Origin of the sequence: Rhizobium freirei PRF 81 (assembly GCF_000359745.1) — a bacterium.
GTDB lineage: Bacteria > Pseudomonadota > Alphaproteobacteria > Rhizobiales > Rhizobiaceae > Rhizobium > Rhizobium freirei.
The window spans coordinates 139632-163490 of sequence record NZ_AQHN01000062.1 but is presented as its reverse complement, the minus strand read 5'-3'; the positions used below and the strand labels follow the sequence as shown (position 1 = coordinate 163490).

At 58.4% G+C, this 23859-nt stretch carries 22 protein-coding genes and 2 pseudogenes; 17 read left to right on the top strand and 7 right to left on the bottom strand.

The genetic code is table 11. The annotated features are described in order from the left end of the window. Positions 1-4 precede the first annotated feature (4 nt). Complete coding sequence (locus tag RHSP_RS16765; protein ID WP_240535445.1) at positions 5-943, bottom strand: 3-oxoacyl-ACP synthase III family protein; 939 nt, start codon at positions 941-943, stop codon at positions 5-7. 1379 nt (positions 944-2322) lie between these two features. On the opposite strand from RHSP_RS16765, the gene RHSP_RS16760 reads away from it, so the two are divergent. The 9 genes and pseudogenes from RHSP_RS16760 (at position 2323) to RHSP_RS16720 (ending at position 11847) form a co-directional block, all read left to right on the top strand. Beyond that, the gene (locus RHSP_RS16760) at positions 2323-2523 is read left to right on the top strand and encodes a hypothetical protein (protein WP_037152486.1); all 201 of its coding nucleotides are present in this window, start codon (positions 2323-2325) and stop codon (positions 2521-2523) included. A gap of 319 nt (positions 2524-2842) precedes the next feature. Continuing rightward, the gene (locus RHSP_RS16755; protein ID WP_004119593.1) at positions 2843-3727 is read left to right on the top strand and encodes a helix-turn-helix domain-containing protein; all 885 of its coding nucleotides are present in this window, start codon (positions 2843-2845) and stop codon (positions 3725-3727) included. Positions 3728-4119: 392 nt separating this feature from the next. Beyond that, complete coding sequence (locus RHSP_RS16745) at positions 4120-4569, top strand: hypothetical protein (protein WP_004119590.1); 450 nt, start codon at positions 4120-4122, stop codon at positions 4567-4569. Next, positions 4566-6959 (top strand): annotated as a pseudogene (locus tag RHSP_RS36160) (YadA family autotransporter adhesin); the annotation flags it as partial. The gene RHSP_RS16745 and the pseudogene RHSP_RS36160, both read left to right, overlap by 4 nt. Then, positions 6951-9413, top strand: coding sequence for a YadA-like family protein (locus RHSP_RS36155; RefSeq protein ID WP_476705484.1), 2463 nt, complete (start codon positions 6951-6953; stop codon positions 9411-9413). The pseudogene RHSP_RS36160 and the gene RHSP_RS36155, both read left to right, overlap by 9 nt. Positions 9414-9420: 7 nt before the next feature. Further along, on the top strand, positions 9421-9996 hold the full coding sequence (locus RHSP_RS16735; RefSeq protein WP_004119582.1) for an invasion associated locus B family protein: 576 nt from the start codon (positions 9421-9423) through the stop codon (positions 9994-9996). A 14-nt stretch (positions 9997-10010) separates the two neighbouring features. After that, entirely contained in the window at positions 10011-10706 is a 696-nt protein-coding gene (locus RHSP_RS16730; RefSeq protein WP_037152478.1) for a hypothetical protein, read from the top strand. Beyond that, entirely contained in the window at positions 10703-11176 is a 474-nt protein-coding gene (locus tag RHSP_RS16725; RefSeq protein WP_004119576.1) for a DUF4189 domain-containing protein, read from the top strand. Before RHSP_RS16730 ends, RHSP_RS16725 begins: the two co-directional genes overlap by 4 nt. A 158-nt stretch (positions 11177-11334) precedes the next feature. Beyond that, positions 11335-11847 carry an invasion associated locus B family protein gene (locus RHSP_RS16720; RefSeq protein WP_004119569.1) on the top strand — a complete coding sequence of 171 codons (513 nt, stop codon included), beginning with the start codon at positions 11335-11337 and terminating at the stop codon, positions 11845-11847. Positions 11848-12114: 267 nt separating this feature from the next. On the opposite strand, the gene RHSP_RS16715 is transcribed toward RHSP_RS16720, so the two are convergent. The 6 genes from RHSP_RS16715 to copC form a co-directional block, all read right to left on the bottom strand. Next, positions 12115-12891 carry an anti-sigma factor family protein gene (locus RHSP_RS16715; protein ID WP_004119567.1) on the bottom strand — a complete coding sequence of 259 codons (777 nt, stop codon included), beginning with the start codon at positions 12889-12891 and terminating at the stop codon, positions 12115-12117. Further along, positions 12891-13418, bottom strand: a complete 528-nt coding sequence (locus tag RHSP_RS16710; protein WP_004119566.1) for an RNA polymerase sigma factor — start codon at positions 13416-13418, stop codon at positions 12891-12893. The genes RHSP_RS16715 and RHSP_RS16710 overlap by 1 nt, the downstream gene beginning before the upstream one ends. Before the next feature lie 51 nt (positions 13419-13469). Next, positions 13470-14927: a YncE family protein gene (locus tag RHSP_RS16705; RefSeq protein WP_037152474.1), complete on the bottom strand. Its 1458-nt coding sequence runs from the start codon at positions 14925-14927 to the stop codon at positions 13470-13472. A gap of 15 nt (positions 14928-14942) precedes the next feature. Then, positions 14943-15413 carry a DUF305 domain-containing protein gene (locus RHSP_RS16700; RefSeq protein ID WP_004119560.1) on the bottom strand — a complete coding sequence of 157 codons (471 nt, stop codon included), beginning with the start codon at positions 15411-15413 and terminating at the stop codon, positions 14943-14945. A gap of 75 nt (positions 15414-15488) precedes the next feature. Continuing rightward, entirely contained in the window at positions 15489-16361 is an 873-nt protein-coding gene (gene copD / locus RHSP_RS16695; protein ID WP_004119557.1) for a copper homeostasis membrane protein CopD, read from the bottom strand. Next, complete coding sequence (gene copC / locus RHSP_RS16690; RefSeq protein ID WP_004119555.1) at positions 16358-16729, bottom strand: copper homeostasis periplasmic binding protein CopC; 372 nt, start codon at positions 16727-16729, stop codon at positions 16358-16360. The genes copD and copC overlap by 4 nt, the downstream gene beginning before the upstream one ends. Positions 16730-16917: 188 nt before the next feature. Between copC and RHSP_RS16685 the strand changes: the two genes are divergently transcribed. From RHSP_RS16685 to RHSP_RS16650, 8 genes and pseudogenes are all read left to right on the top strand, one after another. Next, positions 16918-17193 carry a hypothetical protein gene (locus RHSP_RS16685; protein WP_004119544.1) on the top strand — a complete coding sequence of 92 codons (276 nt, stop codon included), beginning with the start codon at positions 16918-16920 and terminating at the stop codon, positions 17191-17193. 90 nt (positions 17194-17283) lie between these two features. Next, positions 17284-17529, top strand: a pseudogene (locus tag RHSP_RS16680) (helix-turn-helix domain-containing protein); the annotation flags it as partial. Between the two features lie 115 nt (positions 17530-17644). Next, positions 17645-18754 (top strand): acyltransferase family protein, encoded by a 1110-nt coding sequence (locus tag RHSP_RS16675; RefSeq protein WP_004119538.1) that lies wholly within the window; start codon positions 17645-17647, stop codon positions 18752-18754. A gap of 316 nt (positions 18755-19070) precedes the next feature. Beyond that, a complete protein-coding gene (locus RHSP_RS16670) occupies positions 19071-20492 on the top strand; it encodes a TIGR03808 family TAT-translocated repetitive protein (protein ID WP_004119537.1) in 1422 nt (473 codons plus the stop codon). A 293-nt stretch (positions 20493-20785) separates the two neighbouring features. Further along, positions 20786-22033, top strand: a complete 1248-nt coding sequence (locus tag RHSP_RS16665; protein WP_004119534.1) for an O-antigen ligase family protein — start codon at positions 20786-20788, stop codon at positions 22031-22033. Positions 22034-22118: 85 nt separating this feature from the next. Continuing rightward, the gene (locus RHSP_RS35305; protein WP_200863266.1) at positions 22119-22577 is read left to right on the top strand and encodes a plasmid pRiA4b ORF-3 family protein; all 459 of its coding nucleotides are present in this window, start codon (positions 22119-22121) and stop codon (positions 22575-22577) included. Then, positions 22578-22832 (top strand): hypothetical protein, encoded by a 255-nt coding sequence (locus RHSP_RS35300; protein ID WP_004119528.1) that lies wholly within the window; start codon positions 22578-22580, stop codon positions 22830-22832. It begins immediately after the preceding gene. 542 nt (positions 22833-23374) lie between these two features. Further along, positions 23375-23842 carry a hypothetical protein gene (locus RHSP_RS16650; RefSeq protein ID WP_004119524.1) on the top strand — a complete coding sequence of 156 codons (468 nt, stop codon included), beginning with the start codon at positions 23375-23377 and terminating at the stop codon, positions 23840-23842. Positions 23843-23859 lie beyond the last annotated feature (17 nt).

Here is a 23859-nt window from a genome sequence, read left to right as displayed (position 1 = left end):
AAAATCAAACGATCATGGCAAGGCCGCCAAATGACAGTCCCGCCGAGGTGCCCAGCATGAGCATCTTCATGCCGTCTGTCAGCCGGCCGGATGAACGCGCGAGATCAAGCGCGGTTGGGATGGACGCAGCAATCTGGTTACCGTGGTTCCGCATGATATTGACGATGCACTGCGAGCCGAAGCCGCATCGGTCGGCCAGATGCGCCAGGGCGATGGGGCTCGCCTGGTGCGGAATGACGAGATCGACCTCATCCCGACGCCATCCGGCCGCCTCAAGCAGACGTTCGAGAAATTTCTCGAAATAGGAAATCGTGTGGCGGAAAAGCGCGCGCCCATCCATTTCGAACACCGCGTGACGCGCAAACGCCTCGGGATCTCTATGAAAATCATATCGCGTGCCGCCGGCACCCAGCGCGCAGTCTTCGTAGCCGGATGGATAGGTTTCCATGCGGGCAGCAACAACGCCCGCCGTTCCGTCTCCCGGAGCGAGCAGTGCGGCTGCGGCGCCATCGCCGAACAGGGAGGCAACCATCGGATCCGTATCCCAGGGCAGGCCACGAGAGGAAATTTCCGAGGAGACGACCAGACAGCACTTGTAATTGCCGCCCGCGAGGAATGAGGCGGCTATGTCGCTCGCCGTCAGAAAGCTGAGGCAAGTCGAGTTGACGTCGAAGGCGGCACAGCGCCCATCCGGAATGCCCAGCCGTCTCTGCAGGAGTGGTGCTGTTGCGGGAATGGACTGATAGGGGACGGCCGCCGCGAAAATCAGCAGGTCGACATCGGTTGCCGCATATCCAGCGGTAGCCAGTGCTCGCCCTGCTGCCATTTCAGCAAGATCTATCTGGTCCTCGGTCTGGCAAATATAGCGTGACGCGATACCCACATGTTGCTCGGTCCAGCCCGGAGGCCGCCCAAGACGGATGTCGATGTCTGTCGACAGCAATCTCGTTTCCGGCACAGCGCACCCGGAGCCGACGATCTTCATTCCTCGAAATGTGGAGAGCATCCATTTCCTCGGTGGCAGCAATCAGGTTTCGTTGGAGTATCACATCTGCGTGCTCTGAAATCCCAAATTTTCAACGCGTCCACAAGCGCTGTGGGGATTGAGCGCTTTGACTGACTGATGGTGGATGCAAAGCAGAAGTGTCCACTTGGGCCGCCATACGGCATGACGAGCAGCCCCGATCTGATCCCGCTTGCAAGATCAGATCGGGGCGAGTGTGGCACCCCCCTTTGGTTTTGAGACTACGTGATCGACGCCTCACTCCGCAGCCTGCTGCTGTGACAGCGCTTTCTCGCGGCGCGCAACCACCGCTGGATCGTTCAGGAAATCCGTCCGCTCTCTCGGCTTGCGACCCCGCCGTTTCTAGCCAATCCTCTTGCGGTTGGTCTTCATCTTCGGTTTCGACCGCTACTTGTTGGTGTAGGCCAGCACTGTGCGAGATCAAAGAACTTCACAAGCTGCGCGAGGCCATAGCCGCCTTTGCGGTTCCCGGATTGAACGTCGAGTTGTTGTTGAACTTCACCGGCTCGACCACTGCAAAGGTTCAGTGCGTAAAGCCTCGTATTCGCAAGCCGACATTCCCGGCAATTGCCGGGTCATAAGTTCGATTCCTTTCAGGAACGCCGATTGGGCCTTTCGTTTGAGACTGCAATCCCGAGTTCAGGAAGGAGGGTCTTATCCGACCGATCTTTGAGATATCTTATTCCAACGTAAAGGGCTTCGATGGGGCGATATTGAATACGAAGGTGGCTCGTGGCGAAGCTGCGGTCTGCAGGCATAGTTTGTTGGACCAAATAGGAGAAAGGTTCGAGGCAGGTTTCTATATCGCGGGCTTCCTGGAAGGCAGACAACCCGCACATGCTTTCCCATAGATAAATTCATTCCTACTTTCAATGCGACCTCGGCACTCAAGACGGTTCGAAGTGGTTAAGGAGTGACGGCCGCTTCCTCAGCGGTTCCTGGCGGTCGACGAAATGCGTCTTATCGATCGCTTCGGCGACAATCAGGCCGACTGCGTCGATCGCGATTTCTGCTATCGAGCAGCCTCGGAGCACCGCTGTTTAGGTATTTACCGCCAGGCTTCGCCGGCTGGTCGGTTCGAATAGCAGAATAGTTTCTATTTTCTCTGGTATCGTTCGCAGCGTACTCGGTGAGCAGTCGAGTGATACGAGGTCAGGGATTGTGATCAAAGTTGGATTGGTTACAGCATAGCGGTAGTCTGACTGGGGACCGCCTGGAAAAAGCTCTCACGCATTCTTCCAATTTATTTTACATTAGCAATGTGATACCTAGCATATAGTAATCCTGTGAGAGTGAGAATGGTAGAATTCAAATTTAGTGATCCGCCTCTGGAGAACGGCACAGATGAGATTTCAAGCGAGTGCCGACGTCAATTGCTGCCTATCGTCGATGAAATAGTTCGAGCCGCCGCTGCGGCTGGATGGAGCGAGAAAGATGTGCTTCTGGCGATGGCGGACGTTGCATGGGATCTATATGAAAAGCGCCGAGGCGATCTTTGAGTAGCCACAATGGCGCGACGATCGGTTTTCCTGCTGTTCCACGAACTAAGATTTAGCCTGAGAACAGCCCTCTGCTGAGGTGCGCGAAATCTCTTCATTCTGATGAGAATGTGGTGCGCTCTGTTGGTTCATTCCTTTTTTTACCATACATATATCTCCCCTTCCAAACTCAGTTATTTGTACTATTTAATCTCGGACTATAGGCTGATTAACGGCTGCGTCGAGCTGGTGGTGTTGGGAAATTGAGATCTCACGCGAAACTGAGATCTCGTCTGCTTGTTGGCGCTTACAGGATTTCGTTCGGGCGGGGCGATGAAGGATGAATTATGGAAGTGAGGCTCGGGAACGGGCCGATCGATATGTGTTCGACATAATTCCTGAAAGTGCAGGCCCGAGAAAGGCCACCATGCGTGGGAGCGTCATCAGCTCCGTCCGTCATCCCGGATCACAGACGTTCTTGGCAAAAGAGCACGCAATGGGAATCGTACTTGCTCCCATGCGCGGCTTGCGAGCATCTCTCGGTAGCGACCGGATTACCCAGTATGATGCGCCTGTTGGATGTCTCATCATCAATCCCGCCGGTGTGGACAGCAGCCTTGCCTGGTCCGAAACCAGGAAAAATCTCGTCGTCGCTATTCCCCCCGACACTCTGTCGGAACTGGCGCTTCAGGAGTTCGATCTTGCCAAAGTCGAGCTTCAGCCGCCTGCCTTCGGGACCGTCGATCGCACAGCCCTCGGCATTGCACAGAGGATTTCTGTCGAATTAACCGGGAAAGCAACTCCGAATGAACTCTATCTTGATTCATTGGTTACGCTGTTTAGCACACATCTCCTTCGCACTTATGCAAGTCATATGAAACAGCCTCAGCCGCCCAGAGGAGGGCTCTCCACCAAAAGCGCCCGACGCATAGAAGAATATCTGCGTGAACATTTTACCGAAAAGGTTCACGTCGCTGAACTTGCGGCTGTCGCCGGCATTTCGCCGAACCATTTCATAGTGAGGTTTGCCATGACTTTTGGCATGCCGCCCCACCGTTACCTCATAAATCTGCGCTTGGACTTTGCGGAAAAATTGCTCGTCGAGAGCGAGATCCCGATTGCAGAAGTTGCTTACGTGGCCGGGTTTTCGGACCAAAGCCATTTGGCGACAACGATGAAGAGATATCGGGGACGGACGCCGACAGGGCTCCGGTTCGAGCGATAACTTGGTGCGCCTTGCTGACGCGTCTCGATCAGATGCGGCCGGAACCAATATCGCTATTCTCGCGCTCATTATTGAGTTCTGGCCGGAGAAAGGTCCGGGCCTAAAGCAATTCCAGGAAAAGTGCGCAGCGGTTTTCCGTCCGGAATTGCGTAAAAACAATAAGTTAGAGCGGTTCTCAGATTCCGTGAAGAATTGAGCCGCTCTAGCATCCGCCTTTGCGCGAACGGAGCAGAGTTTGCTTCCCGAAGCCGGCAAATCACCATGTAAGTTTGCGAAACAGCCTCAGGTAGGTGTGGCAAAGCGGCGACACCCGCAGTCGGCCAAGCAAGAAATCGTAGTTTTCTAAAAAAAATCCGGAATTTTCTAAAATACCGTCGCGCTGAAATGAGGCCATGTTCCTGATGGCAATCATTCGGTGCATTATGGACATTCAATTTCCGGGATTTGGTATCTTTGCTCCGAAAATCGAGGTGGCATGGACTGCCCTACAACAACGGTACGCCAGTCGCATAACCGATGCGGAGCTTGAATACCTATTTGCCTGCCTTGTCCTTGGTTTGACCTCGCCGGCATATGCAGACGGCGATCCCTTGCTACATTTCGAAGTCTGCCGAGCCCTTGTGGGGACAAAGCTTCCGCCCGATCGGGCCGATGCTGCATTGCGTACCGTCCCAACTCTGTCGCAGCCGTGGGTCGAAAGTACCCGCGAGCAGCTCGAAAGCCAAGCCGCCAAGATGGGGCGCGCGCTTCAAGAAATTTACGATTTCAACGACGCCTCGGCCGCCGATGCGGGTCCAAGCGAGCCTAGCCGTCCAGTCAATAGCGAGGAGAAAGCAGCATGAAGGAATGCGTTGGGGAGCCTCTGCAGGTCGAGTCTCGTACCGGATTTGCTCGAAACTGGGTTTCAGTTGGCGACGGCGACCGCTCGGTCCGCCGTCGCCTGATGGCCGTGCTGCGCATGGCCCATCGCGTGCTCGGCTTCAAACGGAGCCGGTTGGGGCACGGAATGCTCGGCATCGGTAGGGGCGGGCTCCTCGGGATGCTTCCGGCTTCGGCGGCCGCCGTTGCCACGGTCATGGCTGCGAGCTCGGGGGCGAGTGCCGCCACTGTGACCCTTGGCGGGGCGACCACCGGTGGTTCCGGTTCGCAGGTCGGCATAGGAACCGGCGCCCAAGCAGTCGCCACTGGCACCGGTGGCGGCTCTCCGATTGCTATTGGCGTGAACTCCAATGCGAGCGGAGTCAATCCCCCGGGGTTTACTTTTGAAGCGGTGGCAATCGGCAACGCGGCGGTCGCTACGGGGGCATGGGCCACGAGCGTCGGCACCACCGCTTCGGCGACAGGGACCGGCGCCAGCGCCTTCGGTACTTCGGCCAACGCCTCGGCGAATCAGGCAACTGCGATCGGAAATGGAGCGGTCGCCTCTGGCATCACATCGACGGCGGTCGGCTATCTGTCCAGTTCGTCGGGACAATATACGGTGGCGCTTGGCCGTGGCGCGTCGGCTTCAGGCGTCGGTGGTGCAATGGCGCTGGGTGCCGGCACGGTCGCAAGCAACGTCAATTCGGTGGCGCTTGGCGTGAACGCCACTGCCAACGCAGCGGGCGCCAGCGCCTTGGGCACCTTCTCCAGCGCGACGGGAGCAAACTCCACTGCCCTCGGCGTCAGCTCCGGTGCCACCGCCAACTTTGCATTTGCGGGAGGTTGGAGCTCCGTCGCCAGCGCGGACAGTGCCCTTGCCCTTGGCAAGTCCGCCGCGGCATCGGCGATTAACTCGGTGGCCGTCGGCTCTAGCGCCGTAGCGTCGGGAGATTTCGGGGTCGCCTTGGGTAACCAGGCGCAGACGCTGGCTGTCGGTGGTGCTGTTGCGATAGGATCGGGCGCAATTGTTGCCAGCACCGCGACCTCCGGCCTCGCGCTCGGCAATAATGCGAATTCAAGTGGTGTTCTTTCGGTTGCCACCGGCGCCGGCGCCAGCGCCAGCGGCGACAATTCCACTGCCACGGGGCGCCAGGCCGTTGCCAGTGGCACAAACGCCTCCTCGTATGGATCTGGAACGAAAGCAACGGGAGACAATTCTCTGGCTGCCGGCGTCAGCGCCAACGCCGGTGGAGCCGGCAGTACTGCACTCGGCATCGGAACCGTAGCTGGCGGCGACACCTCTGCAGCCGTGGGCTTCCAAGCCAGCGCGACGGCCACCGGCGCCACGGCCGTGGGACGTGATGCCGGTGCCAGCGGAATCGCCAGTACCGCTCTCGGCCGCGGTGCGCGAACCAGCGGCCAGAATGCCGTCGCTGTCGGCGCTGGGACGAGCGCGTCCGGGCTAAACTCCGTCTATGTCGGTCAGACGAGTTTTGCAACGAGCGCCAGTGGGCAGAGCGCCATCGCCGTCGGCACGGACGTGACGGCGTCCGCTGATGACACCATTGCGATGGGACGCGAAAGCGGGGCGACTGCAACCAACGCCATCGCGCTCGGTCTCCAGTCTTTTGCGGACTCTGCCGACGCTGTCGCTATCGGCACCGGCGCGACCGCAACCGGTGGCAAGGCGGTCGCCATTGGCGCGGGGAATACTGCTTACGGCGACGGCGCAGTCGCCATCGGCGATCCGAGCTATGCCAGCGGCACCGGCGCCTTCACCGGCGGCGCCAACAACATTGCCAACAGCGACGGCACGGCGAGCGCCACCGCCGCCAACCAGGCGGCCGGCGCAGTCGCGATCGGCAACAACAACAAGGCGATCGGCCAGGGCGCCGTGGCGCTGGGCAACGGCTCCACAGCAGGTGCGGCCGGGTTCGTCGGCAATGTCGCCCTCGGTAATGGTGCGGCGGCTTCAGCGAGTTCTGGCGACGTGGCGCTTGGCTCTGGCTCGGTGACCGCGGTCGCGGTCGGCACGCCCAATGCAGTGATTAACGGCACGACCTACACCTTCCAGGGCACCACGCCGACTTCGACGGTCAGCGTCGGCGCTGTCGGTGCTGAGCGCACCATCACCAACGTCGCTGCCGGACGCATCAACGGGTCCTCGACGGACGCGATCAACGGCTCGCAGCTCTTCGCTACCAATCAGGCGGTCGATGCCATCGGCACCACGCTCAACAACATCAACGTCGGCGGCGGCATCAAGTATTTCCATGCCAATTCGACGCTGGCGGACTCCTCGGCGACGGGGACGGACTCGGTCGCAATCGGACCGGTCTCGACTGCTGCAGGGACGGGCGCCATCGCGGCCGGCGCCAACTCGAGCGCCTCCGGCGCCAATGCCTCGGCCATCGGCAAAGCAGCAAATGCCAGCGCCGCGAATGCACTGGCGCTGGGCGCCAACGCCGCCGCCGGCAATGCTGGTGACGTGGCGCTTGGCTCTGGGTCGGTGACCGCGGTCGCGGTCGGCACGCCCAATGTCGTGATCAACGGCGCGACCTACACCTTCCAGGGCACCACTCCGACCTCGACGGTCAGCGTCGGCACGGTTGGTGCCGAGCGCACCATCACCAACCTCGCTGCGGGACGGCTCAGCGGGTCCTCGACGGACGCGATCAACGGCTCGCAGCTCTTTGCCACCAATCGGGCGGTCGATGCCATCGGCACCACGGTTACTACGATCGGCGGGCAGGTCACGCAGAACACGGCCGACATCACCAATCTCGGCAATACCATCAACAACATTGCCGGCGACACATCGACAACCTATACCGATGCAAACGGTAAGGGCATCCGCTATGTGCGCACCAACGACAGAACCCTTGCCGTCAGCGATTCCTCAGCTCAAGGGATCGGTTCCACCGCCGTCGGTTACAATGCCACTTCCGTCGCCGACAATTCGCTCGCGCTTGGAAGAAATAGCAATGCAGCCATTGTCGGTGGGGTGGCTCTTGGCTCGGGATCGATCTCCGATCGCCCCCTAGCCCCGGCGTTCGGCCAGATAGCCGCAGGCCCGACGGGTTTCATCCAATACAATACGACGGATAAAGCTCTGCTGGGTGCGGTCTCTGTCGGTTCGAGCACCGCCTATCGACAGATCATCAATGTCGCTGATGGCACAAACGCGCAGGATGCCGTCACGGTTCGGCAGCTCCAGGGAGCCATCGCCTCGGTAGCCACGACGCCAGGTAAGTACTTCCATGCGAACTCGGCCGCCGGTGATTCCCTCGCTGTCGGCGCCGAGTCGGTGGCGGTAGGCCCCACGACGGTGGTCAACGGTGACAATGGCATCGGCATCGGCAATGGCGCGATCGTCGATCAGATTGCTCCCGGCGGTACGGCGATCGGCCAGAACGCCCATGTCATGCTGGCTGACGGCGTTGCGCTCGGTACAAACTCGGTTGCTGCGGGCGTCCAATCGGTCGCACTCGGCGCCGGCGCGCAAAGCAATAATATCAACAGCGTTGCGCTCGGCGCGCAATCCATAACCTCAGTGGGCGCGCAGACCAACTATACCGCCTTCGCCCTTACGAGCCTGCAAAACTCGGTCGGCGAAGTGTCGATCGGCTCGACTGGATCGGAACGGAAACTGACCAACGTCGCAGCCGGTTCGGCTGGTACTGACGCCGTAAACGTCAATCAGCTTCGGGGCCTCGGCACCAATATCACCAGCTTGATCGGGGGCAATACAACGGTGAACCCCGATGGCTCGATCACCGGTCCCACCTACAACATCCAGGGCAACAACTATTCGACGGTCTACGATGCCTTCGGCGCGGTCAACAACACGCTGACCAACATCAACAATGGCGGCGGCATCAAATATTTCCATGCCAATTCGACGCTCGCCGATTCCGCAGCAAGCGGCACCGACAGTGTTGCGATTGGGCCTCAGAGCGTAGCCAGTGGAGCGAACAGCCTGGCCGCCGGCAACGGAGCCGCGGCCGCAGGGCCGAGCGCGGTTGCTCTCGGCCAAGGGGCACGGGCCAACAATGCCAATGACGTGGCGTTAGGCTCTGGTTCGGTAACGCAGGCTGCTGTCGGTACGGCTGGAACCACCATTCAGGGCAAGAACTATGCCTTTGCCGGCACCACGCCTGTCGGTACGGTGAGTGTGGGCGCAGCAGGAGCGGAAAGAACCATCACGAATGTCGCTGCCGGCCGCATTGCCGCCGACAGCACCGATGCCATCAACGGCTCGCAGCTTTATGCGACCAACTCGGCGATTGGGGATCTGCAGACCGGTGTCGGGACGATTACCAAAAACGCCGTCACCTATGACCTCAATCCGGATGGCAGCAAGAAGAACAGCATCACCCTACAGGGCGGTGACGTCAATGCGCCGGTGGTGATCTCCAACGTCGGCAGGGGCGTTGCCCCCACGGATGCGGTGAACGTGGCCCAATTGGGCGACAGCATTACCCAGGTCAAATCGTACACGGACACTGCCGTCGCCAATACGCTGACTGCGGCCAATACCTATACGGACCAGAAATTCGGGCAACTGAACCAGCAACTCGGAGACATCCGTTCCGAGGCGAGGCAGGCGGCCGCGATAGGGCTTGCCGCGGCATCGCTTCGCTATGACGACCGTCCCGGCAAGCTGAGCGTGGCTGTCGGCGGCGGCGTGTGGCGGGGCGAAGGCGCCTTGGCCTTCGGCGCCGGCTATACCAGCGAAGACGGGCGAATTCGCGGGAACTTGTCGGGCACGGCGGCCGGCGGCCAAGTGGGCGTCGGCGCTGGCCTCAGTGTCACTTTGAATTGAGCCCGCCATGTTGAAAGAAGTGCTTTTCGGCGTCCCGGCTTTCATGGCTTTCATGCTCCTGTTCGGTCCTCTTGCGGCCGGACAGGAGGCTGCCCGCGAAAACTACCGCATAAAGCCTTCTGACGTCGTGGTTCCCCGTGAGCTGAAGCCTGGCGATTATCAGAGGATCATTCGCCCGTTCGAAAATTGGACCTTGATCTGCGACGAAAACCTGAAGAGCCGCGAGCGGGTTTGCAACGTCACCCAGATCATCGAGAATGGGGTGGGACAAATTGCGTTCAGCTGGTCGCTCGCCGCCACCAAAAAAGGCGAGCCCTACATGATCTTGCGGACGGCCCCGGTTGCAAGGAGCGACGGTCGCATCTCGCTCCAATTCGAGGGCCGCAAGGAGCCCATACAAGTCAAGCTCGATGGGTGCAGCCACACCGTTTGCGTCGGCATGCTTCCGATCGGACCGATGATGAAAGAGCAGATTTCGAAGAGCACCGCGCCGGCGATCTCCTATCCAACGACGGATGGAAGGACGATCAGCGTGACGGCAAATCTCAAAGGCCTTTCCACTGCCGTTAAGGCGATAAAGTGACGGACGGATTCTCAATGACCCAGCAATCAATCCACGAGCGTATCATGTCCCGGAACAGAAACGACGCCGCAATTCAGAACTTGGTCGACGAGCAGACGATGCTGCGGCGGAGATGGCGGAAGACGTCCCTTCTCTCGCTGCTTGCAATTGTGATCGCCGGTGCTGCCGGTTACGCCGTGGCACGATACGACTTGATCGGGAACCTGCTGCCGAAGCCGGCGGTTGCAGCGGCGAACGATGCCAATCCTGCGCTGCCAGACACGCCGTTTTTGCAGCACGCCAAACAGGCCGGGCTGCAATCCTGTTCGACCGTCTTCCCGGTTCTCGGGCAGTTGCTGACGAGCGGCACGCAGTACAATGTCCAATCGATCTGGAACAACGAGGCAGCCGATAAGCATGCTGTGGAGGCGCTTGTCGGCATGAACTATGCCACGCAGGGCTACAGCGGTCCGGCCGCGGGCATTGTACTGGCGGCGCCGGTTCCATCGGGCTGCGAAGGCGCAATGGTTCGCGTGGCGCCGTTCACGGCATCTTGCCCGGAAGTTTCCGTCAAGTTTCCCAACGGAAGCAAACTCGTCAACAATCTCGGACAGATCGGCGTCTATGAACTTGGCAATGACGGCGGCAATGCCATGCTTCTGCCGGCCGGAAACGGCTGCGTCGTCATTTCGGTGGCTTCGGCAGCTGGAAAACACGGGGGCTCGAAATGAAATTGACATCTGCCATGGTGGCATTGGGCATGCTGCTTGTCTCTAGCAGCCATCCGGGGGCCGCTGATCTTTTTACGACAGATCAGGCTCCGGCCCCTCCGCCGGAGGAGCGCGGCATCTGGGCGGCCATCGCCTACTCCACACCTGATGAGAAATATGGTTTCTTCTGGGGAGCCGACAAACGGCAGGAGGCCATGGACATCGCAATCAAGCATTGCGAACGGAACAGCGGCAGCAACTGCGTCGTGGCGAGCGTATTCCGCAATCACCGCCACTGGAATGACGACGACAATACCGGCTTTCCGTATCATCACTGTGGTGCACTCGCCATTGGCAAAGAAAAACGCGATGGCTCCACGCCGTGGAGTGCGAACTCCGCCCCGACGCGCCAAGAGGCTGAAGATCTCGCAGTTACCGCTTGCGAACGTTCGGGCTCCCGCTGCGCCGTCAGAGAGTGGGTATGTACTTGACCCAGCCCAGCCATGACAGTCATCCCTGACCACTAGTTCGCCGTCCTCGCTTCCTGCGGAGCCGAGAGCGAAAGGTCGCATTTCAAGTTGAAAGATCTCATCCCTTGTCAAATTCGGCATTCATTTCATCTCGGACAGCGGTCCTCATATCTTATGCAGTGCTCGCCTTTGTCTGCGCGGGCTTTGCGCCGACGCTCGCTCCTGCGGCCTTTGCCCAATCGGCTCTACCAAACGGCGCATCAAGCCTGCAGGAGACCTACCAGGACTGGCACGTTGCGTGCAGTCAACGCGATAAGGCGCCGGCATGTGCGATTTCGCAAGATCAAACCCAGCAAAATGGTCAGAGACTGCTTGCCGTCGAAATGCAGATACGTCCTGACGGCGGCGCGCTCGCAACGCTACTGCTGCCGTTTGGAATTGTCCTCGACTCTGGCGTGACGCCGAATATCGATGATCAGCCGCCGCTGAAGCCGGTGCGCTTTCGCACTTGTTTGCCCAACGGCTGCATTGCCTTGCTTCCGGTTGACGCCTCGACGCTTGGCAAATTGCGAACTGGCTCGCGTTTGAATCTCAAAGTTATTGCTGATGGTGGCAACGCACTTGGCTTTCAGGTGTCCCTGCAAGGCTTTTCTGCCGCGGCCGATCGTGTCGCCGCATTGGCCGTCCGGTAGGAAAATACACCTTTACGCTGTGTTGATGCGCCATTCTCTCGTTGACCTATCTCCGTTTCCGCAGTGGATTTGCTACCTTGAGATCATGGGGCGCCGGTTCTGATCCTTTCAAGAGCATTACTCCACGACTCTTGTTGGCGAAACCACTGTCTTTCGAACCGTTTCGGCAGACTAATGATGAGGGCGGCCGCCGCTACAATCGGCTAGCGATGTGATGCATGCCGTTTGCGAGGATAGGGGGCGGCAGTAATTGAACATGGTGTCCCCTCAAAGGGTGCTCTTAACTAAAACCTGTGACCTCACATCGTCGGCCAGTGGATGAAGCTCCTCAGGGTCCGTCGATCCGACAAGGCTGAACCCCATGCCGTCGTTTGCCCAGGACCACCCATTCAAGCGACCTTCGACATGCTCCACCATCGCCTTGTTCTGGTCGACGACCATTTTCCTGGACAGTATTACAAGCTTGCTCCCCTTGGCGTTCTCGTACATCAGCATGAAGCCTGGACCATGCATCGTGGCGACAGCGCGTCCCCCCATCAGCCGATATCCGGACTTTGTGAGGTCTGGAAGCACAACGGCGCGGCCTAGCGTGGATGAGGCGAAGCTTGCGAGCTGGGCCGGGCTATCGGCGCTGACCTCCACGGGGCGATCCGAACCCATAGCGAATGTCGAGAAACTTGCGGAAGCCTCCTGCGAAAGCGCGACAACGCCCTCCGACGGTGGTGTGGCGATGCCCCGCATGGCCCACCCTCCGGTGCCTCCTGCCACGACGAGCACGATGGCGGCTGCCGCGAGCCTCCATGCGGACGTCCGCTCGGTGCGGCGTGTCGCCACGATGTGCTCGAGATTGAGGCGGACAGGTATCGGTTCCGCGGCCACCGGCGCAAGCGCCGCCCGCAACGCGTCGGCCTGCTTTTTGAAGGCGGCGACGCGGGCAGAGGCTTGTGGGTTCTCGGCCAGGTAGAGATCAACCTCGATCCTGCGCTCGGAGTCGAGGACCTTGTCGACGTAACCCTGAAGGTCGTCTTCGGTGATGGGGCGCATTATTTTACCCTCCTGAGAAATGGCTTGTCCGCTTCCGGCTGTATCGTGGATCTTTCGAGCATGGCTTTAAGCTGTTCACGGGCCCGGGACAGTCGCGACATCACGGTGCCTAAGGGTACGCCAAGTACCTTGGCAGCCTCTGCGTACGACAGGTCCTCGACCGAGATCAACAGGATGATACCGCGATGGTCCGGAGGCAGCCTGTCCAATGCGGTGAGGACTTCCTTGCCGAAGATCGTGTCCTCCTGGCTGGCCGCCACGGAGAAGCTCTGTTCCGGCAGGTCTTCTAGTGGAACCGCATGACCGCGCCTGGTCTGCTGGCGAAAACGGTTGATCGCCAGATTGTGCAAGATGGTGAATACCCAGGTGCGCGGGTCTTCGTTCTTGCGCCCGCTCCAATTCGAGACGACGCGCTCGAGGCAATCTTGAACCAGGTCGTCCGCCGCCTCGACGTCGCGGAGCAAACCGCGGGCATATCGCCGTAGGGCGGGTATCATCGGTTCCAGTTGCGCGAGCATGTTTTCCATATCCGCATCCTTTCGAAGTGGGGGCCGTCCGTAAACGGCCCCTCGTTCGAATTAGTCCTGCTGCACCTGCACGATGTTGTCCGGCTTGCCGTCGGTGGCCGTCGCAACGACCAGATAGCGGCGCTCGTCCTTGTGCTTCGCTTCCACGATCTGCCGGATCGGGCCGACCGCGTTGACGATCGCCGAGCCTGCCGGGTTGGTCATGAAGCTGGAGAGGCTTTCCAGCGGACCGGAGCCATCCGGCTTGTCGGAGAGGGCAAGAACGTATGGCTTCTTGGGCTCGAGGCCCGTGATCGAAGCCTGCAATACCTGCGTCAGGCCCTGGCTGAAGAGCGTTACGCTGGTCGGCGTCGCTTCACCTTGCGACTTGCCCTTGGCGGCAAGCTTCAGGTGAGCGGCCTCTCCGGCGACGCCGAGAGGAACCAGGTTCTGCATGCCATCGCCATCAGGGACGGCGTTCGGCAGGTAGGCAACCGCCTGCGGAGCCTGGCCGATCGGAATGTTGGCGATGACCTGGTTCGTCAGCGTGTCGATCGCCGCGAAGGCATCGGCGTTCTCGAGGCCGACATAGACCCTCGTGCCGTCACCCGATGGCCAGATGCCGTGGGGAAGATTGCCGACGGGGATGGTCGCGACCTGCTCGAAGTTGTCGGTGCGGAAAACCTTGACCTGATTCAGGCCTCCGACGGTCACGTAGGCGAAGCTGCCGTTCTTGTTGGTGACCAGATTGACGTGATTGGTAATCGGACCGGTGTCGATGGTCTTGATGAGATTGAAGGGAGCCTGGGCGTTGAAGACCTGGGTCTTGCCGATATCCTTCAGGGTGAACCAGACCTGCTTGCCGTCTGCCGAGGCGGCGATGTTCGGGCAGAAGGGGCTGGCCTGCTTGATGTGACCGACGATCTGGTGATCGGCGATAGAGACGACCACGGTCTCCGGATTGAACGACGAGCAGATGTAGCCGTACTTGTTGTCCGGGGAGAAAATCTGCATGCCCGGGCCTGCCGGAACCTTGATCTGGGTCTTCTCCTCGAAGGTGTTCGCGTCGATGACCGAGATATAGTCCTCGCCGCGAACGGTCACCCAGACTTCCTTGCCGTCGGGGGTGAAAAAGGCCTCGTGCGGAGAGCGGCCGACATAAGTCGTATGCTTGACGGCGTTGGTGGCCGCGTCGATGAAGGTCACCGAGTTCGAACCGATAGAGACGACCGCCAGGGTCTTGTGATCCGGCGAGAAGCCCATGCCGTGAACCAGAACCTGTCCCTTGTAAAGGGGGCTGAGGTTGCCGGGCTGGGGATCGCCGAGCTTGATGACGCCCAGCAGCTTGTTATCGACGGGGTCGGTCACAGAGACAGTGTTGGAGAACTGCTCGGCCGCATAGACCCGGTCCTTGTGGCTGATCGGGATGTCGGCGTCCGATGCGGCTCCCGGTGCTTGACCTGCGAAGGCGGCCAGCGGGAAGAGGATGGAGCCTGCGAGCAGAAGCGCGGCGATCGATGAGCGTGTCATTGTAGGTCCTTTCACTTACATCTTCATATCAGGAGACATAGCTTTCATGGCTCCGGCGGGGGCAGTCTGCGGCGTGACCTGGGTCGGAGCCGCGTCTGATGGTGGCAACGGGTCGCCAACGGGGATTTTCATGGCTGCGATTTCCTGCTGCTGGTCGACGATGATTTCCTGGGCGATACGCTTAAGCTGCTCGTTGGTGCCGTAGCGGAGGTATGCCTGTGCCATATCGATCGCCCCCTGGTGATGGGGCGTCATCATGACGACGAAGTCCCGGTCGATATCTCCGGTGGGCTTTGCCTCCATGTCGTCCATCATCTTGGTCATCGCCGCGTCGTTCTCGGCGAGATAAGGCTGTTCAGCCGCGATCTTGGCGGCGGCCGGGTCGTTTTTGTTCGAGGCGGCATCTTGCGCGACAGCCGAATAGCCGCACGAGATGGCAGCAGCCAGCGCAGTCGCCATCACCAAATGGCGATCAAGCTTGATCATGATCGTTCCTTTCTGCTTGGTACAAAGGGGTAGACGACGGAGGCGGGGACTTATTCCGGACGACGCGAGATTTTTTTACGCGGGGTCTTCCAGTCCGAAAGAAGCGACAAGAGCGAGCGCGATAAGGCCCAATACGATCTCTCCGACAGAGGCGAGAACGAGAAGGCGGCACGGCAGGTCGGAGCGCCGCGAACGGAGCGCAGGAACGAGGACGTACCTGTTCAGGATCGCCAAAACGATCATCGCGGCTACCGCTGCGGTTTTGCAGAGCAGCTTGACCTCGTAGGGGGAGGACAGATCGGTCGGGACCTTACCGACGATCAGCCAGGTGTTCACAACCCCGCTGACGATAACCAGCGCGACCGCCACATGACCCAGTCGAGAAAATAGCGCCATCGCGGCAACGGCGGCCTTCTTCAGCTCGTGTGACTTGGCCATTTGCAATAGCAGGATGAAGGCAACGAGCCCACCCAGCCACGCGGTGGCCGATAAGACATGGATGGCGTCGATGGCCTGCCTCAGCAGTCCTTCCAGAATGGAGCCTTCCACTGCGTGCCCAACGCAGGCCAGTTCCGTCAGCATGACGCCCGCGATGACTGGTATCACCCGGTTTGCCTTCGCGACATATGCCGCCAAAAGAACCATGGAGGTCACGAGCCGGGCGGTCAGCGCTTCTCCTACCCGTGTTTCGGACACAAGTGACAACGCGTCGGGATCGACAGCCGATCGCCACTGGTCTGTGATGAGCGCTGCCTGAAGAGGTATTGATGCAATCGCCGAGACGGATACGAGGCCGACGGCGATCGGCACGGCGATCTGAAGCCGCGCACTCAACTGGTTGCGGACTGCCGGGTCGGCGAGCGCCGACAGTCCGAGCGCACCCCAAAGAAAGGTAAGGCTGCCGTCGTTCAAAAATCGACAGATGGCGAGGCTCTGTTCGGGTGTCATGGCATCACTGAGAAGTCGAACGAGCCTGCCGTCCTGTGCCCGTCTTTCGAGAGAGCCCGCCAGGTCACATGATATTTACCGGGCTTCAGCGGCGTCGCGGGCGCTGCCGTGAGGCGTGTGTCGGTGTCGTCAGACACGGTCGCAGGCCCCAGCGGGACCGCCACGCCGCTTTCGTCGGTCAAGGAAATGCTGGAGAAGCTGGGCTCTAGGCCCTCTGAGAAGTTGAGAGTAATGGCTGTCGGTGAAGACGGTATTGCCGAATCTTTGCCCGGCTCAGCGATTTCCAGATGAGCGTGAGCCCAGGCGCTGCTGGACATGCCGAGGATGGCTACGAGAGTGACGGCGGTGGTTCTTGATCGCGACAGCATTTGATTTCCTTCGGTTCGAAAGCCTACTGTTCGAATTCGTAGACATCCGACGCCGGGAAAAATTCCATGAGCAGGCACGAAGGCTTGTGAAAGCCCTGACGTTTCAATGAAAAATCTCGACGGGGAGGGAATATGAGGGGCCGTCTGGTGTCTATGATGACATCGTCGCAAGTCTTATGGAGACATCGGTGGACTTCTCTGCCCGCAATATCATCGCCTCGGCTCTCGCCGGAGCCGTCGCCGTCATTCCGAACGAGGTTGTTCTGAAGGCAGCCGACGGCGTGGGCATTCCCACCGCACACGGAGGTTTACTGGCTTTGACCAAGGTCCTTCTGTCGGAGCTGGCCGACATGATTGGTTTGCTGCAAACCTGCCCTTTCAACCCGGCCCAGCCGGTCGGATCGGGGGCTGGCCGACGGTGCCAGTGTCGCGTTTCTAACTGGCCGACAGCGTCGCGCCTCTAACCAGCTTTGACATTATTTGTAGGGAGGTACAGTCTATTTTCAAGTGCGACATGCCAATGATTTCAATGGCTTCGCACTGGAGATTTTGGCATGTCTCGATGCTATCAGCAACTGACCCTCGCCGATCGGCGGCGCCTTCATCACCTTGTCGAGCGCAAGGTTCCGATCAATGAGATGGCCCGCCAACTCGGGCGTCACCGCTCGACCATCCACCGTGAGATCAGACGCAATACGTTCCATGACCGCGAGCTTCTCGAATATAGTGGCTACTTCTCGATGGTTGCCGACGACATCGCCAAAGAACTCCGACGGCGCTTGAGAATGCTGCGACGTCATGCGTTGACGCTCTCCGGATAGTGACGTTCTTGTTCCGACTTTCGGTTGAGTGTAACGTTGGTGAAGCTTAGGATTGTTTTTACTGTGGGGCTCACTAAATGACTTGGACATCGCTATGACGCAGGTGCAACATGTCGCTCCCGGCGAGCGGGTCGGCGTACTCGATGAGCTCAGGCTCTTGGCTGCACTTTCGGTGGCGCTCTTTCATTTCGGGTTCCGAGGCAAAACGCTTGGTGTTACCGAGATGACCCTTCCAGCCTGGATATCGGTGTTGAAATACGGATATCTGGGTGTGCAGATGTTCTTCGTTATAAGCGGTTTCGTCATCGCCTACTCGGCCGAAGGGCGGACACCGATGCAATTTGCTATCGCACGCTTTGCGCGAATTTATCCGATGTTCGTGTTGTGCATGACGCTGACTTTCCTGATCGTCGTTACTTATGGCGCGCCGCAGATCAACGCGACCGTTCCGCAATGGGCAGCTAATCTGCTCGTCCAGCCCGAACTGCTGGGGCAACAGGTCATGGACGGCTCCTATTGGTCGATCTCATACGAGGTCGTCTTTTACGGCTGGGTTTTCGTTCTGATGACACTGGGCGCTTTTAAGCTCCGGCTGTATCCGGCCATTATTGTCGGCTGGCTACTTGTTTCAATAATAGATCGCGCTTTCTTTGCCAATCCTTTGATGCGCCATCTCGTGCTGACCGACGAAAGCGGCTTTTTCTGTATCGGCTTGGTGTTTTATGCCGCGTTTCGTGAAGGCTACACACTTCGCAATTTCGTTTTGCTTGCCTTATCCGTTGCGGTTGCCCTGTACCAATCCGTGGAAATGGCCCAGTGGAATCGCGAAAATTACGGTGTGGGCTATAGCGATCTGGTCGTCTCCGTCTCCTGTCTTGCCATTGTGGCAATTGTCGCCCTGGCGATAAAGCGACAGCGTTCGCTTTTGCCTGGAGGCATGATGCTCGCGCTTGGCGGCATCAGCTATCCTCTTTATCTATTGCATCAGCACATCGGCTACGTGATCTTCAACAAGGTCGGGGCGACGGCTTCGCCGGAAGCCGTTATAGCCGTGACCGTGCTGCTTTTGGTAGGCATTTCATATTTGCTTTGGCGCTTCTTCGACGAGCCGTCTCGACGGCTGACCAGGTCAGTTTTGACACGGCTATTCGACAACGGATTTTATCTATCGCGGCCGAAGAAAGGTATTTCCGGAGCGGAATGACGCAAAGCAAATTGAGCCGCATCGACGTGATGCGTTCAATCACGCGGCAGCACTCGTCGGAATGCGATTTCGGAGATGATCTTCGCCGCCGTTTGATAACCTCAGCCTTTGATCGGGTCTTTTTCCAGCCCGTCTGCGGCCGCACACGGTAGTTGTCATACATCTAGTATGCACATCCTAAAAGCGCCTTGCCAATAAAAATAGGAATAAATACCTACAACCGTCGCGTTCTTGCCATGTTTGAACAACACGATCCGATTTGTCTTTCGATACTGAAAGACAAATTGGTTGAATATAAATTGGGAAAACGGAAATTATGACCCTCTATCAAAAATCGTTGGATAATTTGCTTGTCGTTACCCAGTCGCCTTCCTCGCCTGGCACTGGCTGGTCAGCTGTTTCAAACCTGCAAACGGCTATTAATAATGCACGCAGTAGTGCAAAGCCGCTTCAACTGCTCCCCGGCGTATATCTCACCTCGCAGATCCTCGTCGACACGGCTAGCGGCGGCGGCAACCGCCTTGAACTGTTTGCAGAGCAAGGCACCGTAACCGTTAGGCTCAGCGCCGCCGCTCCCTACCTGCTGGACGTCAACAACGTTCCGGATGTTGTCGTTCGCGGCATCAATTTCGACGGCAACAACCAGACGATCAATGGCTCCGGAAACGCGGGACTGATCCGCTTCGACGGATCATCCACCACGGACTTCATTTTCTCGGGGTGTAACGTCTCGAATTCGATGGCGACAGGGGTTGTGGCGGTTAACAACGCGCGTGGCCGCATAGCAGATAATCGCATCTCCAATTGCGGGATTGGGATTTTTGCTATTGATTGTCAAGTCTTCATTGAAAACAACGGGTTGAGCACACTGAACGACAACGGCATTTGTGTTTGGACCAGCACGGTCGGCGGCAATGGTTCGGTGGTGTCCGGCAATACGGTCAACTGGGTCGATAACGCCTCGGGTGGCACCGGCCAATACGGAAATGGCATCCTAGTCTATAGGGCAGGCAATGTTAAGATCAGCGAAAATAATGTCTTCAATACAAAATTCTCCGCGATCCGGCTGAATGCGGCAAACAACGGTCATGTCGTCAACAATTACTGCTGGAACATGCGGGAGGTGGCGATCTTTATCGAAGCCCCCGGGGCCGGCGAAAATCTGAGCGGCGGCATCATCAGTGGAAACAACATCGATACCGCCGGACTTGGCATAAGTGTCGCCAACTCCGGACTTTACGGCGATGGCACCGCAGATCGATGCGTCGTATCGAGTAATAATATCATCAACATTACTAACAATGCGATTCCTTATCCCGATGGTTCGACATCACTGACAACCGGGCGTGGTATTACGGTGGAGACGAACGCGATCGTTACTAACAACGTCATCTCCCTAACAGCTGGCGCTGCTATAGGGCTTGGGGTCAATAACGCCGCGAAGGATATCATGGCGACAGGCAACTTGATTAACAATTGCCCGATGGGAATCGCGTATTCGACCAACAATTCCGCTTCGTCCATCCTTGTGAGTTCCAATATCGTGCGAGGTTATCGCGATATCTCTAACGTGTCTGATCCCAACTATCCGATCTCGGGCGCGATCGTCTCGTACATTTTCGACGGATCCTCCTTCCAAAGAGACAAGAATGGCGGTTCGCCGAACACCGATTATGGCAATGCGACCCAGACGAGTTCCGGCCCACTCACCGTCGGCATGAATCGTGCAAATCCCTGAGTAATCCTCCCGCCCCTGGGGCCTAGCCGTTTTCCGGCTGAGCTCCTTCCTGCCACCGGTCGGAATAGTCTTCGAACCTGTTTTAACGTTCGTTAACTTCAAATCGTCAATGATGAGTACTGTACTATTCATGGTGAGAGCGATAAAATAATGCCCTTGTCAAAGCGAAATATTGTCCGGTACTTGGCATCCACCATAGAAGCCGAGTTCAACGGCTGCTGGGACGAAATTAGCACAGCTAACACGATCAGACTCCTGACGCCGTTCAGTATGCTCAATACGGAAAACGCCTATTGACCGCCACGGAGCTCCTACCGTCCCGCGTCGCGCAGCCGCAGCTCGCCGCTTGGCGACTGATCGGGACGGCGTGTGTCGCCATCGGGGTCTTCCTGTCGGGTTTCGTCATCGCGGAGCCTGCACCCTACGAGCTGTGGCTTGCCTTTCTCATCGGCACATGGTTCATTCTCGGACTGAAAATCTCGCGCAGCGTCGCGCCGCTTCTGGCCCTGTTTCTGACGTTCAATGTCGGCGGGATGCTCTCGATCACGCAAATGTACAACCTTACCGCCGGCAATCATCTCGATGGCCCGATCTACATTGCCGTCTCGACCTTCCTCGCGTTGAGCTCAATCTTCTATGCGGCCATCATCGAAGATAGCGAAAGACGGCTGAAGCTGATTTTCAACACGTGGGTGGCGGCGGCGCTGATCACGGCGAGCCTCGGCATCCTCGGCTATTTCCACGCCGTTCCTGGCTTCGACATTTTCACCCTCTATGATCGTGCCAAGGGCGCCTTCCAGGATCCGAACGTCTTTGGGCCTTATCTCGCAGCGCCCAGTCTCTATCTGATCCACGGCCTTTTGATCGGCGACTTGAAAAAGGCGCCTATCAAAGCGGTCTGCCTTCTCGTCCTGGCCTTCGGCATCTTCCTGTCCTTCTCGCGCGCGGCATGGGCCTTGTTTGCCTTCTCCTCAGCGATGCTGATCTTCTGCATGCTGTTGAAGCACCGCAGCAACAAGTTCCGGCTGCGCATCCTGGTGATGTCGCTGACGGCGATCATCCTCATGGTCGTGCTACTCGTCATTGCGCTGCAGTTTCCGCAGGTCAGCGACCTGTTTTCGACGCGCCTACAGCTCGTGCAGGAATATGACGGCGGACATCTCGGCCGCTTCGAGCGCCATCGTCTCGGCTTCTCGCTGTCGATGGAGCGGCCCTTGGGTCTGGGGCCGCTGGTTTTTGGTCAGATGTTCGAAGAAGACGAGCACAATACTTGGCTGAAGACGCTGACTACCTATGGCTGGCTGGGCTTCTTCTGCTGGGTTAGCATGATCAGCTGGACCATCTATATCGGCTTCCGCAACCTCCTGAGAGAACGACCTTGGCAGCCCTATGTGATGATTGCTTGGATCGTCATTCTCGGCCATGTCGGCATTGGCAACGTCATCGATACCGACCATTGGCGCCATCTTTACATGCTGCTTGGCATCGTCTGGGGCTGCGGCGCCCTTGAGCGACGCCATCAGCGAATGAACTTGAATTAGGAGAGCATAAGGATTTGTGTGGCAGGCGCCGGGATTGAGTGAATGGGGTATAGGTTGGTGACGATTATCGCCGAGGCCTTCACTTTTGAAAGCGACCCGCCGGAGACGCCGGTTATCATCTACCGCAAATGCTTCAAGGCCCGACGAGGCGGCGACGATCCTGCAATTCCGGATCTGGCTGAAGGGGCTGAGCCCGATGGTGTGGCGTCGGGTTCAGGTGCCGTCGACGATGACCTTGCGCGAGTTTCATGGCGTGCTTCAAGTCGCGATGGGCTGGGCCGGTATCCACCTGTATCAATTCATCGTTCACACGGTCTGCTACGGCTCATGGGAGTTGACCGCCGAATCCGCCGACATCATGCGCGACGCGCTGAAACTGCGCAATGGCGGCCGGTTTTTGCACGAGTACGATCTCAAAATTCCCTGGGAGCATGAAGTTCGGCTGGAAGAGCGCCGTTCTCCCAAACCCCGGACACGCTATCCCTGTTGTATCGGCGGCGACGGCAATTGCCCGCCGGAGGATAGCGGCGGGCCTGAAATCTGAGTGTCGCGGTTGGACGATGCTCTCGGCTATGAGTTGGATGACGATTTGGCCACGGTGATGGAGTTCCTCAAGGAGATTAGCGCCCCCCGGTCTTTTTCGGTGCTCAAAGACGCGGATCGCGCAGAAGAATTGCGCGAGACGCTTTTTCGGATCGAGGATCGCAAGGCCCTTTTGGGAAAGCCGTTCGAGCGGCGGATGGTGAACGAACGATTGCGGCAGGACGAACACCTCATGCTCATGTATCAGCAGATGTGACCTGATTTGCAGGGTCTCGACTGCTCGACAGAAGATCGGCGGCCAGCATGCTCCACCTCTGTCTGCGAAGCGTCGATCTTTTCAAGATATTAGGTCGGTCCAGACGGGTTAGTGCAAAATTGTAATTAGGGGTCAAAAATCTCGCGAAACTCAACATCGGGGTACGTGGCGCAGAGGAGGTGGCACTCTCGGTCTATGTCGGATTGCGCTGAGGATTTGGTTGTGTTGTGCGATCAATTTGGCGATGTGGCGGCAATCCATGGAGGCTCCTGCTCGCCGTTACCCAGAGAAGCGTTCGCCGTCAAGAATGGCAAATCAGCCCAGAAATGAACCGCGAAAATATCCAGTACTTTCTGTTTAAGGATTGGAGTGAAAACATTTTGCCGGGTTATAAGTGGAAGTGACAATCCATGCGACAACTCCTGAGGGTTTTGGCGAGGCTTCCGTTTCGCTGAACGCAGATTTTCCGTCCCGTCCAAACCGGGTTGGAGGTTTTTGTAACCAAGCACTCCATCCCTTTACCCGCTCATGAAGGAAATGCCGTGAACAGACTTCGCCTGACAACCATGACCCTCGCCGCCATGCTTCTGACCACTGCGTCCGTCGATGCCGCCGATTTCTCCATCACGCCGCTGAAAGATGGCGACAGCTTCACCGGTTGCCTCGCTCAGAACAGCGCGACAGGTGTCGGCTTTCTCGCCGTTGGCGACAAGGTCGTCCTGTTTGCCAACTCTTCGAAGTTCACTTTCGCAAAGGGTGACCAGGTGACCGGCTCCTGGTCGATCGATGGCGGCACGGCCACGAATTTCTCGTCGACTGCCGACACGGCAGCAACGGCAACGATCGACGTTCCGAACACGACCGAGGCCGTTACGGCGCTGACCAGCGGCAAGTCGCTGAGCCTGACCGCCAACAGCACCACCGTCGATTTCAGCATCGAGGGCGGCGAGAAGGCCTTCATGGGCCTGTCCGAATGCATGACCACCCAGGCGGCGCCGGCCGCTAACTAAGCCGCACCCATTTGCGA